11 protein-coding genes and 2 pseudogenes are annotated in these 15,569 nt (G+C 41.2%); 6 read left to right on the forward strand and 7 right to left on the reverse strand.

What is annotated here, in order from left to right; translation table 11 throughout:
* Nucleotides 1-270 precede the first annotated feature (270 nt).
* The 3 genes from ACOT8F_RS13435 (at nucleotide 271) to ACOT8F_RS13445 (ending at nucleotide 2,760) form a co-directional block, all read left to right on the forward strand.
* A complete protein-coding gene (locus tag ACOT8F_RS13435; protein ID WP_421652447.1) occupies nucleotides 271-951 on the forward strand; it encodes a response regulator transcription factor in 681 nt (226 codons plus the stop codon).
* Nucleotides 944-2,194, forward strand: coding sequence for a sensor histidine kinase (locus tag ACOT8F_RS13440; protein WP_421652448.1), 1,251 nt, complete (start codon nucleotides 944-946; stop codon nucleotides 2,192-2,194). The genes ACOT8F_RS13435 and ACOT8F_RS13440 overlap by 8 nt, the downstream gene beginning before the upstream one ends.
* A 101-nt stretch (nucleotides 2,195-2,295) precedes the next feature.
* Nucleotides 2,296-2,760 (forward strand): DUF2231 domain-containing protein, encoded by a 465-nt coding sequence (locus ACOT8F_RS13445; protein WP_421652449.1) that lies wholly within the window; start codon nucleotides 2,296-2,298, stop codon nucleotides 2,758-2,760.
* 277 nt (nucleotides 2,761-3,037) lie between these two features.
* On the opposite strand, the pseudogene ACOT8F_RS13450 reads toward ACOT8F_RS13445, so the two are convergent.
* A pseudogene (locus ACOT8F_RS13450) lies at nucleotides 3,038-3,769 on the reverse strand (methyl-accepting chemotaxis protein); the annotation flags it as partial.
* Nucleotides 3,770-4,028: 259 nt separating this feature from the next.
* Between ACOT8F_RS13450 and ACOT8F_RS13455 the strand changes: the two are divergent.
* Nucleotides 4,029-4,892 carry an NAD(P)-dependent oxidoreductase gene (locus tag ACOT8F_RS13455; RefSeq protein WP_421652450.1) on the forward strand — a complete coding sequence of 288 codons (864 nt, stop codon included), beginning with the start codon at nucleotides 4,029-4,031 and terminating at the stop codon, nucleotides 4,890-4,892.
* Between the two features lie 217 nt (nucleotides 4,893-5,109).
* On the opposite strand, the gene ACOT8F_RS20970 is transcribed toward ACOT8F_RS13455, so the two are convergent.
* Both ACOT8F_RS20970 and ACOT8F_RS13460 read right to left on the reverse strand, forming a co-directional pair.
* A complete protein-coding gene (locus ACOT8F_RS20970; protein WP_489672229.1) occupies nucleotides 5,110-5,349 on the reverse strand; it encodes a hypothetical protein in 240 nt (79 codons plus the stop codon).
* Nucleotides 5,250-5,921, reverse strand: a complete 672-nt coding sequence (locus ACOT8F_RS13460; protein ID WP_421652451.1) for a TetR/AcrR family transcriptional regulator — start codon at nucleotides 5,919-5,921, stop codon at nucleotides 5,250-5,252. Before ACOT8F_RS13460 ends, ACOT8F_RS20970 begins: the two co-directional genes overlap by 100 nt.
* A 177-nt stretch (nucleotides 5,922-6,098) precedes the next feature.
* Between ACOT8F_RS13460 and ACOT8F_RS13465 the strand changes: the two genes are divergently transcribed.
* Nucleotides 6,099-6,836, forward strand: a complete 738-nt coding sequence (locus ACOT8F_RS13465; RefSeq protein ID WP_421652452.1) for an SDR family oxidoreductase — start codon at nucleotides 6,099-6,101, stop codon at nucleotides 6,834-6,836.
* 9 nt (nucleotides 6,837-6,845) lie between these two features.
* Nucleotides 6,846-7,119 (forward strand): annotated as a pseudogene (locus ACOT8F_RS13470) (aldehyde dehydrogenase family protein); the annotation flags it as partial.
* A 66-nt stretch (nucleotides 7,120-7,185) separates the two neighbouring features.
* Here ACOT8F_RS13470 and ACOT8F_RS13475 read toward each other — a convergent pair.
* From ACOT8F_RS13475 to ACOT8F_RS13490, 4 genes are all read right to left on the reverse strand, one after another.
* Nucleotides 7,186-8,217 carry a SepM family pheromone-processing serine protease gene (locus ACOT8F_RS13475; protein ID WP_421652453.1) on the reverse strand — a complete coding sequence of 344 codons (1,032 nt, stop codon included), beginning with the start codon at nucleotides 8,215-8,217 and terminating at the stop codon, nucleotides 7,186-7,188.
* Between the two features lie 108 nt (nucleotides 8,218-8,325).
* On the reverse strand, nucleotides 8,326-9,975 hold the full coding sequence (locus ACOT8F_RS13480) for a hypothetical protein (RefSeq protein WP_421652454.1): 1,650 nt from the start codon (nucleotides 9,973-9,975) through the stop codon (nucleotides 8,326-8,328).
* A complete protein-coding gene (locus ACOT8F_RS13485; RefSeq protein ID WP_421652455.1) occupies nucleotides 9,972-10,766 on the reverse strand; it encodes an ABC transporter ATP-binding protein in 795 nt (264 codons plus the stop codon). Before ACOT8F_RS13485 ends, ACOT8F_RS13480 begins: the two co-directional genes overlap by 4 nt.
* Nucleotides 10,767-11,035: 269 nt before the next feature.
* On the reverse strand, nucleotides 11,036-15,427 hold the full coding sequence (locus ACOT8F_RS13490) for a pullulanase X25 domain-containing protein (RefSeq protein ID WP_421652456.1): 4,392 nt from the start codon (nucleotides 15,425-15,427) through the stop codon (nucleotides 11,036-11,038).
* Between the last annotated feature and the right edge of the window lie 142 nt (nucleotides 15,428-15,569).

The following is a 15,569-nucleotide window of genomic DNA, read 5'->3' on the forward strand; positions in this document are numbered from 1 at the left end:
TCGTATGGATTAAAGAACACGCATAAAGATTAGTTTCAGGGCATCTTTTCTTAAAATAGGCAGATGTACTGTTGTTCTAAAATGAAAAAACAAAGTTTATGAAACCATAAAAAAGAACATTAAATGCTCTTTTACATAAGTGTTCATTAGACCACCGGTCGGTTTGTCAATAGATGAAAATAAAATAGGCAAATCACCCATCTGACATTTTTGATTTTGGCTGAGAAGAGGTAACATGTGGTTATATTAATGCTTTAAGGAAGGTTTGTTATGAAAATATTGCTTGCAGAAGACGATCATCGATTAGCAAAATTAATGATTGCGATGCTAAAAAAACAATTTTATACAGTAGACTGGGTTGAGGAGGGAAATACAGCATATGATTACGGTGCTTCCGGTTCTTTTGATGTGATCATTCTAGACTGGATGCTCCCTGGCAAAACAGGCATTGAAGTAAGCAAGCTTCTGCGGCAGGAAGGCTTTCAGGGCGCTATCATCCTTTTGACTGCCAGAGATACAACAAAAGACCGTATTGAAGGCCTTGATGCCGGGGCAGATGACTATATAGCAAAACCTTTTGAATTTGAGGAGCTTTTCGCAAGGCTGAGAGCCCTTTTGAGAAGAAATTTTTATCCGCTGGAACAAAACACACTAACCTATGATGATTTAACAATTGATCTTAACAATCACCAAGTGTACAAAGATCGTGAACCGCTGAATCTGACTGCAAGGGAATTTCAGCTTTTAACGTTTTTCGCCAGGCACCCAGGACAGACACTGACCAAGGACACAATTCTCGATAGAGTTTGGGATGAGAGCAGTGAGGTCACTGCGAATACACTAGAAGCCTATATTAAACTGCTCCGTCAAAAGCTTGATTCAGCTGATAAACAAAAATATATCCGAACCATTCGCGGCGCTGGATATCAATGGGTAAAAAAAGATGTTTAGCAGCCTGCGCTGGAAACTTACAAAAGCTTATACCATATGGTTCTTGCTCACGTTCACTGCCATTTTGCTGATCCTGTTTTTTGTGTTCCGCTCCATTCTTTTTTCTATTGAAAGCAAGGAGCTTCAGGACCTTCTGGAAAATGAAAAAGCAGCCTACACAGATGGCTCTGTTGTACAAGAACAGCCCTATTCGTATTACACTTCCTTTTTCATCCCAGAATCCGGGAAGATAAAAATATTTAAAAAGGAAGAAAGACTGACTCCAGCCTTTCTTCACTATAGTAAAAATGCCCGTAAAAACCTGGAAATGGCTGACTTGCAGTCAGCTGACGGGAAAAAGCTTCATGTTATTTACGGAAAAATTCCTATTATTGAAAATGGAAAAAAGAAAGGCGAACTGTTTGTCGTGAAAGATATCAGTCATGTTCACGAACAAACCGAACGCTGGTTTTTCATCTTATTTTTAATTGGATTAATAACCGGCTCCGTTTCCTTGCTGATCGGCAGCAAGCTTGCAGGAAGAGCAATTGAGCCAGTAAAAGAAAATTACGAAAGGCAGAAAAAATTTGTTTCAGATGCCTCACACGAGCTTCGCACACCGCTCAGCATCTTTTCTGCCTCTCTTCAAGTCATGGAAGAAGAAGAAAAGGAGCGCTTATCTCCTTTCTCCGCTGAAGTGCTAAAAGATTTGAAGGATGAAATGAAGCATATGAACAGCTTGATTACCAATCTTCTCACCCTTGCCAAATCTGACTCAGACTCCATTTCAATAGAAAAAGCTGTTTTTTCATTTTCAGAAATGACAAGCTCAGTGATCCATCAATACCAAATGAAAGAAAAAGGGTTACGAAAATTCCGCCTTGAAGGTCCAGATGACGATCCCTGCATGGCAGAAACGGATAAAACAAGAGTAAAAGAACTCCTGTATATCTTTCTTGATAATGCTGTAAAGTACACCGCAAAAGATGGAGAAATTACTCTGCGTTATGAACCTGACCATCGAAGCAAACACCTGGTCATTCATATCATCGATAATGGCATCGGAATTTCCGAAGAAGATATGCCTTTTATCTACGATCGGTTTTTCAGAGCTGAAAAAGGACGGTCCAAAAAATTAGGCGGTAGCGGCCTCGGGCTTTCCATCGCTTCAGGACTGCTTCATTCCCTGGACGGTAAAATAGATGTGAACAGCACTCCAGGAAACGGGACAGACTTTACTATTTCACTTCCCGTGCTGATCTAGAGAAACGGACTTTACATAAACCTGTTCAGCCAACCCTTTTTCAGTTTATTTTCAGCTTCCCCTTGTAAGATAGAACCAAGTTTAAAAAAGGAGTCGATTACATGTTTACCCCTATTCACCCAATACTGGTTCATTTTCCGATTGCCTTTTTATTGCTTGGCGTTGTTGCGCAATTTCTTGCTCTATGGAAAAAAGATTATTTCAATAAAACGGCGATGCTTTTGCTCTCCATTGGCTGGGTCACAGCCTTCATCTCCTATTTAACAGGTGACGGAGCAGAACACTTTGCAGAACAAACAAAAGGCGATGCCATCGAGTCCATCGTTCATACACACGAACTTTATGCAAAAATAACCCTAGTCCTCTTTGCCATTGTGATTTTCTTGAAAATTTTCGGCCGTTTCCGTAAAGGTTCATTCCTCGTACCAGTAATCTTGATTCTTTCTCTTGCAGGAGCCGGAACTCTTGCCATGACAGGATACTATGGAGGAGAAATGGTTTATCATGTCAATCCTTCTCAAAATCACCCTGCCGCTGGCCATACCGAGCATGATGGAGATGAATGAAAACAAGACAGCCTTTAAAAGGCTGTCTTGTTTTTTTGTTGTTTTTGAGGAGGTTAGTTTTTTAGTTTGGCAGTCAAAGGGGGACATATACTGCCCTGTATTAACACTTATTTTGATAAGCCGGCAATCGACGGGGACAAATCTTTAGCGCTTTACCTTAGTGGGGACAGGACCCTTCAGAGGCATCTGACCCCAGCACTATAAACCACTAAACACTTTCCCAAATAAAAAAACTTAACACCCAAAAAAAAGTGTCCGGTTCAAGCGAAAAAATCTCCTAAATTGCCTCTTTAAAACTCTTATCATTTTCCTTAAACTCTTCTTCAAAATCCGATAATTTCTTTACTGCATTTTCGAGCTTAAAATTAGCAATAGAGTGCTGCAGGTTTCCGGCCAATGATTCCAGGAGAACGGTTGATTTTGAGATTTCCTCAACGGATTCCAGCTGCTCTTGTGAAGAGATATTGGATTTCTGAAGGCTGTTGACGCTGTGTTCCATAATTAGCCCAATTTCTGTAAGTGACTCAACGATTTTAGCGCTTAAGGTCTCTGCTTGCAGAACTTCTGCACGAACTGCATTTCCTTTTTTAAAGGTTTGGGTGATGGATTCTTCTATGTAAGATAAGGAACGCTTTGCATCTTCCGTTAAGATAAGACCTTCGGCAATTTTTTGCTTGTTAATGTTCATGCTGGATACTGCCTTACCTGTTCCTGATTGAATATCATGGACCATTTCTGATATTTCAATAGCTGATTTTTTGCTTTCTTCTGCAAGATTTCTGACTTCGTCTGCTACGACGGCAAATCCTCTACCATGCTCGCCTGCCCGTGCCGCTTCGATGGCTGCATTCAGGGCTAGAAGATTTGTTTGCTCAGAAATGTTCGTGATCATTTGGACGATGTGGTCGATTTCTTTTGAATGCTCCCCCAGCTCCTGAATAATAATGGTTGTCTGTTCGACTGAATGATGGATTTCTTCCATCTGGGCGACTGCGTTTTTGACAGCTTTTGCACCTGCTTCTGTTTGGACCTAAATTTGTCGAATTTTTTCACATTACTATTTTACTAAAAACGTTTTCTGCTTTTCTGTTACTGTTCCCGGAAAGCTTGCTGTTGTTGTTCGTATGGGTTTAGAACACACATGAAGATAAGCTTCGTGGCATCAAAGCTTTCCTATTAATTCTCCTCATGCGGTGCACATCGATTGGCGATTGGTGCATAGTGATAGATAATAAGTAAAGACAGAATGAATAGAAAGGATGAGCAATGTGATTGCATTTATTGGGACAGGAATTATGGGAAACAGAATGGCAAATAATCTTATCAAAAAGGATTATGAGCTTACTGTTTATAACCGGACAAAAGAAAAGGCTAAAAATTTGCTGGATAAAGGCGCCAAGTGGGCAAATTCCCCAAAGGCTGCTGTTGAGGGAGCAAAAATTGTTTTCACAATGCTATCAAATCCTGCAGCTGTAGAAGATGCTGCTCTCGGAGAAAACGGTTTTCTTAAAGGAATGAAGGAAGGCTCTCTCTGGGTTGACTGCAGCACCGTTCATCCTGACTTTTCCCGCAAGATGGCAGGTGAAGCCGGAAACCGAAGTATTCGGTTCCTGGACGCTCCTGTAGCTGGATCTAAAATTCCCGCTGAAAAGGGGGAGCTCGTTTTCCTTGTCGGAGGTAAAAAGGAGGACTTGGATGAAGTAGAATCGCTGCTTCAGGTGATGGGAAAAGCGATTAAACATCAGGGTGAAAATGGCAAAGGTACATCCATGAAGCTTGTCGTCAACTTAACACTCGCTCAGGCTATGGCCTCTTTCTCTGAAGCGGTTGCTTTAGGAGAAGCAATGGATCTTGAAAAAGAAACCATTATTGAAACTCTTCTTGGCGGGGCTACTGCGGCTCCTTTTCTCCACAGCAAAAAAGACAAGCTAGTGAATGGAGATTTCGATCCTGAGTTTCCTCTTGAGCATGTGCAGAAGGATCTGCAGCTGATTTCAGAAGCAGCTTACTATAATGGCATCTCCCTTCCAATTGCCAATGTTACGAAAGAGGTATATGGGCTTGCCATGCAGCATGGTTTAAGCAAAAAAGACTTTTCCGCTATTTATGAGTTTTTATCAAAAGAAAAATAATGAAAGGCTGTTTTCGCAAGGATGTTTGCTATTCGTATATGTAAACAACACGCATGAAGATAAGCTTCGTGGCATCTTTTCTTAAAATTTGCAGTTGTATTTTTGTTTAGGAATATTTATTTCTATGAAAAACAACAAAGTTTGAGAAAAGAGCCTAACGAAAAGAACCCTTATCCATATAGTTGGATAAGGGTTCTTTTCATTGTATAAACCGCTTTTAACGGGACTTTTTTCTGCTGTTGATCATTTTCTTAGCTATTGGATAGATTACCGGAGCCCATTTAATGGCTTTTTTTACGAGATTTTTTATCGTTAATCCCTCCTCTGTTCCTATTATGATACCCTTATTCTTTCCTGCTAAAACGAATTGTCTGCATTGGAAAGCTTGTACAGCACATGGTCCATTGTTTCTTTTACTTTTTCTAAATCCGGTTCTTCTTTTCCGTTTTTTAGTAATTGAAACTTCTTTATTTCATACAAATCATATAAAGCCTGCTTGTAAGTTAGTCCAGAGTCTATTAAAAAACCTGGTTCGAAGATTCGCTGAAAGACGGCCATATCCTGCATGATTAGTATTTTTGGATTCAGTTCATGAAAAGCTCCATCCTTCATGCCCTGCTCATAAAAACGCTCGATTTGTTCTACTCTTTTTTTCCTTGCCGCATTTATTTTTTCATAGAGAAAAGGACAATGTGCCCGTAGATCGTTTAAAAAAATACCAGATGTGTATATAGAAGATAGAGCTTCCTGTTCGAATACCTTAAGGAATCGTTCATGGTAGGAAATGTTCTGATCATTTACTTTTTGGTCAAATTCCTGCAAATAATCGAGATAAATATTCCCTACTTCAAGAATAATATCTTCTTTAGAAGTAAAGTAGTTGTAAAGTGTGGCTTTGCTGATATCCATCAGCTGAGCCATGTCCTGTATTTTAAGAGCGCCAAATCCTTGGGTCCGCATCACGTTCATGATCTTTTTTGCAAAGGATTGCCTCATGTCTTCTCGCTGTTCAGGTCCTATTTTTCGCATCGAATCAACCTCTCTATTCTTATATTATAGCATAAAATCTTCTTTTTATCCGTCTATATTAGACACTTTGATTGACTTTAGTTTACAAAGTATAATAAAGGTGATAGAGTGGGAAACAAGCAATAAGATAGACATTTCAAAAAAATTTAGTCTAAAAAGTAAAGGGAGATTGATATAATGAGTCAAAATAAAACAGCTATTATTACAGGTGCAAGCAGCGGAATCGGTCAAGCTGCAGCAAAGGAACTGGCAGCGAAAGGATATAATGTTGTTCTTGCAGCGCGCCGTGAAGATCGTTTGAAAGATCTTAAAAGTGAAATTGAATCTGATGGAGGCCAGGCTGAATATATAGTAACAGACGTAACTTCTCAGGAAGACATGGAAGCTTTAGCTAAAATGGCTTCCGAAAAGTTTGGCAAAATTGATGTACTGGTGAATAATGCCGGCCTTATGCCTCTATCATACATGAACAAATTAAAGGTTGATGAATGGACCAAAATGGTTGATGTTAATATAAAAGGTGTTTTATTTGGGATCGCAGCTGTTCTTCCTTATATGGAAAAACAAAAAAGCGGCCACATTATCAATGTATCTTCAGTAGCAGGCCACTTGGTTATGCCGGGAAGCGCGGTTTACAGCGGAACGAAATATGCTGTTCGTGCGATTACAGAAGGGCTTCGCCAGGAGATGAGCGCATCTCATAATATCCGTACAACTATCATCTGCCCTGGAGCTGTAGCAACTGAATTGACAAATACCATTACAGATGAAGATGTTTTGAATTCCTTTAAAAAGCAGGAAATGAAACTACTCGAAGGAATCGATATTGCAAAAGCGATCGCTTACGCCGTTGAACAGCCGGAACATGTGGATGTCAACGAAATCATTGTAAGACCTACACAGCAAACGATGTAATACAACTTGGTACAGATTAAAAATGTGAATCCCTATGGACTTAGCGGAGCTGTTCATTCAGCATCCATTAAGCATGGCATAACAGGTTGCCTGGAAGATTCATACGATGATCCATGTGAATGATCAGTCCGTTAATGATGAGGCGCACATGCCATTGGGCGGTGAAAAAGACTCCGGGCTTGGACGCTTTAACGGAGAATGGGCCTTGGAAGAATTCACTACTATTAAATGGCTTTCCGTTCAGCATGAAAGAAGAAACTACGGTCAATTTTCCAATTTGTAAGCTAGACAAAACCCCGCACATATATGCGGGGCTTTTTCTCGTTGATTAAATGCTGTAAAAAGGGCCTTACTTCTTCGGCGGAAGGCTCTTTAAATAATCTGCCGCTTCTTTGATCGTTTTGACTGGAACAATTTTAATATTGTATCCATCCTCTTTTGCTGCTTTCATGACTTCCTTTGTATTGGTATCATATTCGTTTATATCAGCAGGGCATAGGAAAATCTCCGCGCCCTCATTGTGAGCCGCAACAATTTTATCTTCTATGCCGCCGATCTGCCCGACATGACCGTCTGTATCAATTGTTCCTGTACCAGCAATCTTGTAGCCCTTCGAGAGGTCTTCAGGCAGAAGCTGGTTAAGTATTTCAAGAGAAAACATCAGGCCTGCTGAAGGGCCGCCAATATCCTCTGCATGGATGGTTACTTTTGTCAGTGTTTTGAGTGTGAATTCATCTTCAGGTCCGATGCCGAGGCCAGCCCTGTTCCGTTCAAGCTGAACCAGCTTGATTTTGGCTTTTTGATCCTTCCCATCATGTATAAAGGAAATATCGACAGTCTGTCCCGCTTTCTTGTTTTTAAGATAACTCATGAAGTCATCCATTGTAAGAACTTTATTGCCATCTACCGATGTAATGATGTCGCCCACTTGAATGATCCCTTTGGCATTAGAGGTTTTTAAAACACTGTTCACAAATACACCTTTATGGATCACTTCAACCTTTTCGCCTGCTTCTTTAAGTCCTGCGGCAATGGCACTTTGCTGAGACGAGCTCATCATGTGCGTTAAAAGACGTTCGTACTCCTTGTCGGTGTAATCACCTTTAACATCTTCTTCCTTGGTGATTTGGGTGTGGGGAGTAACTAAACCTGCCAGCAAAATAAATATATTACTCGCCTTTGTTGAAAGTACTGTTGTAAGAAAAAGCTTTCCTTTTTCATCCTTTTTTCCCTTCTCAACGGTCACAATCGGCGAAAGCGCCTCAGCTGAGCCCGGCTGATAGAGATAATAAGGGGTAGGAATGAAAAGGGCAGCAGCTAAAACGAAAACAAGCACTACTGCTGTAATGCGCCATTTATTTTTCCCGAAAAATCCTTGCATTTTATGTTCCTTTCGGCAGGGCCAAATTGCGCTATTACTGCCCTTTTGAGTAATTTCTAGATTGATTATATGTTATTTTTTCCAATGCTGACAATCTTTATTTCTATGTCAATAAAGCACTTCTCTCCATGATACAGAGAGGCCTTTTTTCCATGCCAAAACGTTCGCTAAGAGCAGTAATGCAAGGTATGCATAGATTCCATAGCTTACAAAGGTGATGGCAAAATGAATAAGAGCGAAAACACCTAGCCCGAGAAGCAGAAAGAAAATTTTAAAGCCTTCATTTTGCTGGACAGCTTCATAGCCTTCTGAAAATGGCAGCGCATCTCTCATCATTCTAAAACAAACGATTGAGAAAAGAAGCACGCTTAAGAACACAATGATTAGATCTGGAAGAATCCTTACTCCAAATAAAAAGGAAAAGACAAGGCTGTTAATCAAAAACAGCGGCAAGAATAACTTAACGAGCGCTGCTTTCAGTGCCCCCTTAAATATTGGAGCAAGGTAAGGGAGAGGTATCACTTTATAAATCCAGGATGCTTTATGCCTGCCGGAAAACTTCATCATCATCGCAATGGTTGGGATTAAAAGCGCTGTGAAGTAAAGGCATAAATAAAGCTTTCCTGAAGATATGCCCGCGAGTCCCTGAGTGCGCAAATCATTGAAAATAAAGATGTATGGAAAGATAAAGCTAAAACCTACCGAAGGATAAACCTTCAGTTTAAAATCCCGCTCATTTTTCATCATATCAAAAGCAAATCGAAAAAAGACCCGTTCTTCCCTGCTTGTGCAAAGGATCTTGGCCATCGCATTTTGAAAACGGCGATTTTCTTTTTTTCCTTTCCCATGATGGTTGGAAAGTTTTTGCAAATTCTGCTCGAATGCCGGCATAAGCTGCCGATAAACAATAATCGACACAATCGGCACAATAACAGCTAAAGCAGAGAATATAATAAAATAGGTGTTTCCGCTATGATGAAGGAGCACTTCAAAAGGGGCTCCAAACCAGATAGGAATGATAAAAAACTGGTACCACTTCGGTGTAAACACAATATTGAAATCCACAACGCTGAATAAGCGTGCCACTAGCTGATAGCCGATTGCAATTCCAGCTGAAAGGGCAATCTGAACGTAATTAATAATATCCTTCAGCTTCTCTCCATCAAAGAACCTCAGTATGAAATAATAGATAAACGCTGTCATGACAATGATCAGGAGATCCATGAGAATCACTTCAGCCAAAAAAATCAGGAAGAAAAAAATCCCGTGAGAAAAAAGGGAAACAACAAGAGCTGGCCCTGTTAACGAGATTGTCAGGAAAAATAGGTAAATAAAGATATGGATCGTTTTAGCTGCTGATATTGTTTCTCTTTTGATTGGTTTTGAACTGAGGATATTTTTATCCCTAACATCCAATAGAACAGAAGAAAAATCTGAGATGACTGATGTCATAATCATGAACATCATAATGCCAAATACGACACTCATCTGAAACACATACTCATTCTCTATCAGAATAAAGGGAAGAAGAATCAGTCCCATAAGGACATAGATCCATAGTGAGCTGTAGAATTTATTCTGATTGCTTTCTTCCTTTTTCTTTTTGGCGGATTGGCTGATAATTGTCGGTACTCTTCTGCCGTCCATCATCAGCTTCACTTGAAGAATTCTTCTCATAACGTCATATTCGATTCCATTTCTTACAAACAGCCCTTTGAAACGGTCCAGGAATAAGAGAATCTTCATTTCCTTCATCATGGTTGTTCCTCTTGAACAGCTGCTACAAAGTCTCTGGCAATCGCTTCATGTTTATTAAAGCCTGTCAGCTGATTAAATATTTCCTCAAGAGAACCTTCCAGATTCCTTTCCTTCAGTTCTTTGAAGGTGCCATCTACTGCAATCTCTCCATTATGAAGCAGGATAATCCGGTTTGAGATCTTCTCCACAACCTCCATGATATGAGACGAATAGAAGATCGTTTTCCCCTGCGCTGCAAGCTGAGCCAGTATTTCCTTGACAACCATAACACTATTCGCATCCAGCCCGCTCAGCGGCTCATCCAAAAACAGAATATCCGGATTATGAAGGAGGCTTGAGATAAGCATGACCTTCTGCTTCATTCCTTTGGAATAAGAAGAAATCCGCACGTCATACACTTCTTCAATCCCAAAGTAAGCCATCAGTTTTTCCGCTTTTTCATCTGTTTCATCGCAGCTAAGGCCGTAAAGTTCTCCAATGAATGTTAAATATTCTCGGGCAGTCAGGTTATCATAAATCTCAGCTACCTCCGGAACATACCCTATTTTCCTTTTGTATTCCATATTTCCTGATGAAAGGTCATTGCCCAGTATACTGACAGACCCTGTGTATCCCTCCACAAGGCCAAGCATAATTTTAACTGTCGTACTCTTCCCTGCCCCGTTCGGCCCTATGTATCCAATGATCTGCCCTTTAAAGACGTCTAAATTAACCCCTTTTAGCACTTGTTTTGTCCCAAAACTGATTTTCAAATCCCGAATACTGATAACTGGTTCCCCTTTGCTTCCCATTTACCAACGCTCCCAGAGTCATTTACTATGAATTTTAGCATAAGATGATGCATTCTTTCATTTAAGAAATATGTAATTGCCAATAGATTTGCTGTAAGCACTCATTGACACCTTACAAGAAGGCGATTTCCGCTACAATTACTGCTATTTGTATAGACTGAAACACGCAGGAAGATAACTAGCCGGATTTCATTTTTTCTGCGGGAAACATCATCGTTTTTATAAGAAAAGCTGTGTGAGAAACCATCACACAGCTTTTCCCTATTGTTTTATTTTCCTTCTCTTATTGTTTTTGAAGAGACGTCTATTGTATAATCCTTCGTATTTTTCCCAATAGCTCCACCATCATTTTTGAAGATATTGGATTTAGAAGCTTCTGAAGGTTCAATATGGACACTCACTTCTTTTTGTCCTGCTGAAAGAGTTCCTGAATAGGCAAAGCTCATATCATTTTCAACTTTTACCTTTTCGCCATTGATCGTTAAATCTCCGTCCTTAATGGCCGTTCCTTTGACAGTCAGCTTCGCGCCATCGGTCTGGATATCCTTTACAGTTACAGGCATATCGATCCATCTTAAAATCGTATCATTCACAACCATTTTGTTGCTGCCCTGGTTCTGAACGACGATTTTCATGTCCGTTCCTGTTGCACCAAAGCCGTAATAACTAATATCATCATCGGCCGGATCACTTGGGGTATGATCAGAAAGTCCCTCCTGATCCCATGACCCGCTTTTAGCGTATTTGTATGTCAGCTCAGTACCTTCCTGTGCCTCAACCGTGTATTCCCAGTCAGGTGTGACTGCACCGTTTCTCGACATTTCCCATGCTCCCGTATTCCAGCCGTTCAGGCTGTTTGGAATATTGACCTTCGCATTCAGCGGAGTATAATCCGGAGCATGCACTTTAAAGGTTACCTGTACCATTACAATGTCCGGCGTTACTGAAACAGCTTGTGAATCAGCGAAATTTCCGGCTTTATCAAGCACATGGATCGAATAGGTGTACTTTGTGCCATTATCGACCTGATAGTCACGATAAGCTGTCTCTGTTTCTGCTAGATCGGCGATTTTTTCGCCATTCCGGTAAACAAGGATGAGATAAGGATCATCTGCCTTCGTCAATGACCAGCTGAGATTAACCTGGCCTGATTCAACCTGTGGCTGAGAAAGTGCCACTCCTTCTGCAGGCTTCTTTGTATCTGATTTATTTGGCAAAATGTTCACCCTGGATGTCTCAGAATATTTCCATGAACCGCCAAGATCAGGTGTAAAGGCCAATCGGTATTCATAGCTGCCTTTTTCATAAGGCGTAAAGGATGCTTTAAAGACATTGAATGTTCCTTCCGTTTCAGGTTCTGCTGCAGAGTAATCTGTCCAGGCACCGGCTCCATTCATTCTTACCTGGAGCTTCCCTTGCACGCCTTCAGCTAACCCGCCTTCTGTAACACCTTTCATATACAGCTTGGCACTGATCTCATATGTTTGGGAAAGATCAAGCTCACTGTCTGGAAGAGTTGTTAATCCGCTGATGGAAGCCTTTTTCAGATCATAATGCGGGATAAGTGCTTTCGTCATGGCGAGACTTGATTCATTCCCATTTTCATCTTGTGCAGCAACGGCATAATAATATTTTTGACCGTTAGTCAGATTGTTTAATGTGATACTTTGTTTGGCTGTTTCCTGTACTTTTTGGTACATGCCTCCCTGAATGCTTGAAACATAAATGTTATAGGAGGATGCTTTTCCATGCCAGCCTAATGTTACTTCTTTTGACCCTGCTTCTGCTGTCAGATGCTTCACACTGTGAGGCGCTTTGACCTTTTCTGAAGAAAGAAGCATTCTTCCCGTTTCAGCAGGAATCCGGATTTCCGCTGTACCGTTTGAAACGGTCACAGAGTAAGCTGGATCAAGCTGATCAGTCAACTTAAGACCGTTCAAAAGGACATCTTTTACGTTCACCTTTATCGTTTGTTCTTTACTTCCTCTATTTACGACGACAAGAGCAGCTTTTCCTCCATTAGTGCGCGTATACGCCATTACATCGCCATCTGCATAAACATGCTTCAGATCTCCGTGCGAAAAGAGGTCACTGTTTTTCTTGCGGATTTCCCCGATTTTTTGATATTTTGCTATTAATTCTTTATTTTCTTTGCCCCAAGGGAAGGTTCTTCTATCATCTGGATCTTTTGAACCCGTTAAACCGGCTTCATCACCATAATAGATCGTTGGGGCACCTGCATAGCCCATTTGGAAAAGAGCTGCAAGACCGAGACGCTTGATTCCAAGCTCGTAATTGTATTTAGGATCTTTTTCAGCCCGTTCATAGCTATCTGTTCCATTACCAAGAAGGTACACCGCTCTTGCTGTATCATGAGATCCCATCAGGTTCATAAGCGCCTGGAAGGCTTCTTTCGGATAGTCCTCCTGAATTGCCATCAGGCTTTGTTCAGCATTTTGGGCATTCCCGTTTTTCAGGAAGTCGAGCATCGCTCCTCTAAAACGGTAATTCATCACTGAATCGTATTGATCGCCAAGGAAGTACTTGGATGCATCATCCCAGATCTCGCCAAGGATCAGCGGCTGTTCACCGCGCTTTAGGGTTGCGCCTGCACCTGTCATCGTCTTGCTCTTAATTTGTTTTCTGAATTCCTGCCAGAAGGAGCTGTCCACTTCATTGGCAACGTCAAGCCTCCAGCCTGAGCTTCCTTTGTTAATCCATGTTTTGGAGACGGAATCCTTGTCATACATCATGTAGTTGTCAAAATCCGTGTTGTTCAGCTCACTCGGATGGTTTACTTTAGTTCCGTCTACTGATTTAAACTCCGGCAGACTATCGTATCCCCACCACGCCTGATACTTATAGCGTTCATTCGGAGTACCTATATCTACTTTTTCATTTTCAATGTTGAACCAATTTTGAAAGCCATATGGGCTGAAAATTTGGCCTTCTTTGTTAAACTGCTTTTCCGCTTCTGCTTTTGCTTCTTTTTCCGTCATTTTTTTCGTGTTCATTAAATCATAGATTCTGGACCAGTATTCATAAGCTCCGACTGTATTGTATTTTCCGTAGCGATCAAAATAAATCGAATCATCTGAAACGTGGTTAAATACGCCATCAAGGATTAAATGCATGCCTCTTCTCGATAATTCATCTGTAAAAGCCTTGAATTCTTCCGGGCTTCCAAACATCGGATCAAGTGCTTTATAGTCTGTTGCATCGTATTTATGATTGGATGGGGCTAAAGCAATCGGGTTCAGATAGAGGGTATTGACCCCAAGAGACTGAAGGTAATTTAATTTTGATTTAATTCCCGCGATGTCTCCTCCGAAAAAGTCATTGCTCCATTCATTATCACCTTTATAAGAAGGGTCCGTGTTTTCTCTCGGATTATCAGGAAGCGTGCTCCAGGATGCAGGATGTTCAATCGGCTGCTTCCCTCTAGCACCTATTCTGTCTTTTGCATGGTCATTTTTTGTGTTCCCATTGTAGAATCTGTCAGGGAAAATTTGATAGACTACCGCTTCTTTCATCCAATCCGGTGTTTTGTAAGCAGGATCATAGACAGTCAGCTGAAACAGGCCAGCGTTCTTTTCTGAAGCTTTTCCTGTATGTCCTTCCTGAGTATCCTCACCGTATTCCAATACGGCATCCTGGTCTCCAGCGATAAATTTATAGCCGTGCACACCTTTGGCATCAGGAGTAAAGACAGCTTCCCAGAATTCGATCGGGCCTTTGTCCTTTGTATCGGTCCATCCCTCTTTTGTCATTTTCAGCATTTTTGTAGTGCCAGTTTGATAGTTTTTCACATAAACACTTGCTCTCGCAAGATCCCCTTTTTTTGCAGAAAGCCTTAAGGTTACCTTTTTGCCGACCGGAACAGCACCGAACGGAGCTCTGTATGCTGCATCCCACGTATCGTGGTAAAGCGCCTCTCCTTTGATTTGTCCATCTGATCCGGATGGATTGTAATCAGTAGACACTTCTTTTGTTTTGCTATTATAAAAGAAAGTAATGTCAGTGTCCTGAAGCACATTCAGCTTGGCATTACTTGAAGGGTAATCCTCACCCCAGGCATTTCCGAGCACTACTTTAAATTCGTATTTTCCTTTTGGCACCTTAGCCGTATAAGAATAAATGCCGGTAAATGCGCTGTCTGTAAAGAGAGCCGTTGATTTGTCCGGGCTCCATGCCGGCCCTGCTCCAATTGCAGGCTGAAGATCACCTGCAAGCCGAGGTGTTTTTTCCTCTGGCAGCGCTTGATAGACTGTACTGTCTGTCACTGCATGAGTCACATCAGAATAATAGAATGTTACCTCTTGTTTCTCGCTTAGAGAGAGCTTAATATTCTCTCCTCCCTTTTTTCCGCCAGCACCATAGTTTTCATCCCAGCTCCCATTGATGGCAACTTTGTATTCGTATGTACCTGCTGGGAGAGTCCCTTTAAAAACGTAGATGCCATTTTCCTTTGAGACCATTTTTGTTTTTTCTGAAGCCGGATCCCATTCGCTCGAATTTCCGAGCTCATCCTGAAGGCTGCCAACGAGCGTAACTGTCCTTTCGGTATTCTCCGCCTTTACCCCAGCCGGAAAAAATCCTGTCAGAAGCTGTGCCATTAAAACCAACACTCCCAGCACGGAAAACCATTTTTTGTTCCTCATCCCCATTGCCTCTCCCTTTTCCCCTTAAAGGACATGTATTAATGAAACCGTTTGCGCAAATTGTTGCACTTTGTCTATTAATCTATCAACTAGATAGCATCCTCCAATATGCAAACGCTTCCACTCATCGCTAATTTTTTCA

Origin of the sequence: Chryseobacillus diguaensis, from assembly GCF_049220665.1 — a bacterium.
Taxonomy (GTDB): Bacteria; Bacillota; Bacilli; order Bacillales; family Bacillaceae; genus Metabacillus_B.

Excerpts from the sequence above, each read along its gene's own strand:
- ACOT8F_RS13475 (WP_421652453.1), bottom strand. The coding sequence starts at position 8,217 with ATGCAAGGATTTTTCGGGAAAAATAAATGGCGCATTACAGCAGTAGTG.
- ACOT8F_RS13490 (WP_421652456.1), bottom strand. The coding sequence starts at position 15,427 with ATGAGGAACAAAAAATGGTTTTCCGTGCTGGGAGTGTTGGTTTTAATG.
- ACOT8F_RS13460 (WP_421652451.1), bottom strand. The coding sequence starts at position 5,921 with ATGCGAAAAATAGGACCTGAACAGCGAGAAGACATGAGGCAATCCTTT.
- ACOT8F_RS13435 (WP_421652447.1), top strand. The coding sequence starts at position 271 with ATGAAAATATTGCTTGCAGAAGACGATCATCGATTAGCAAAATTAATG.
- ACOT8F_RS13445 (WP_421652449.1), top strand. The coding sequence starts at position 2,296 with ATGTTTACCCCTATTCACCCAATACTGGTTCATTTTCCGATTGCCTTT.
- ACOT8F_RS13465 (WP_421652452.1), top strand. The coding sequence starts at position 6,099 with ATGAGTCAAAATAAAACAGCTATTATTACAGGTGCAAGCAGCGGAATC.
- ACOT8F_RS13485 (WP_421652455.1), bottom strand. The coding sequence starts at position 10,766 with ATGGGAAGCAAAGGGGAACCAGTTATCAGTATTCGGGATTTGAAAATC.
- ACOT8F_RS13480 (WP_421652454.1), bottom strand. The coding sequence starts at position 9,975 with ATGATGAAGGAAATGAAGATTCTCTTATTCCTGGACCGTTTCAAAGGG.
- ACOT8F_RS13440 (WP_421652448.1), top strand. The coding sequence starts at position 944 with ATGTTTAGCAGCCTGCGCTGGAAACTTACAAAAGCTTATACCATATGG.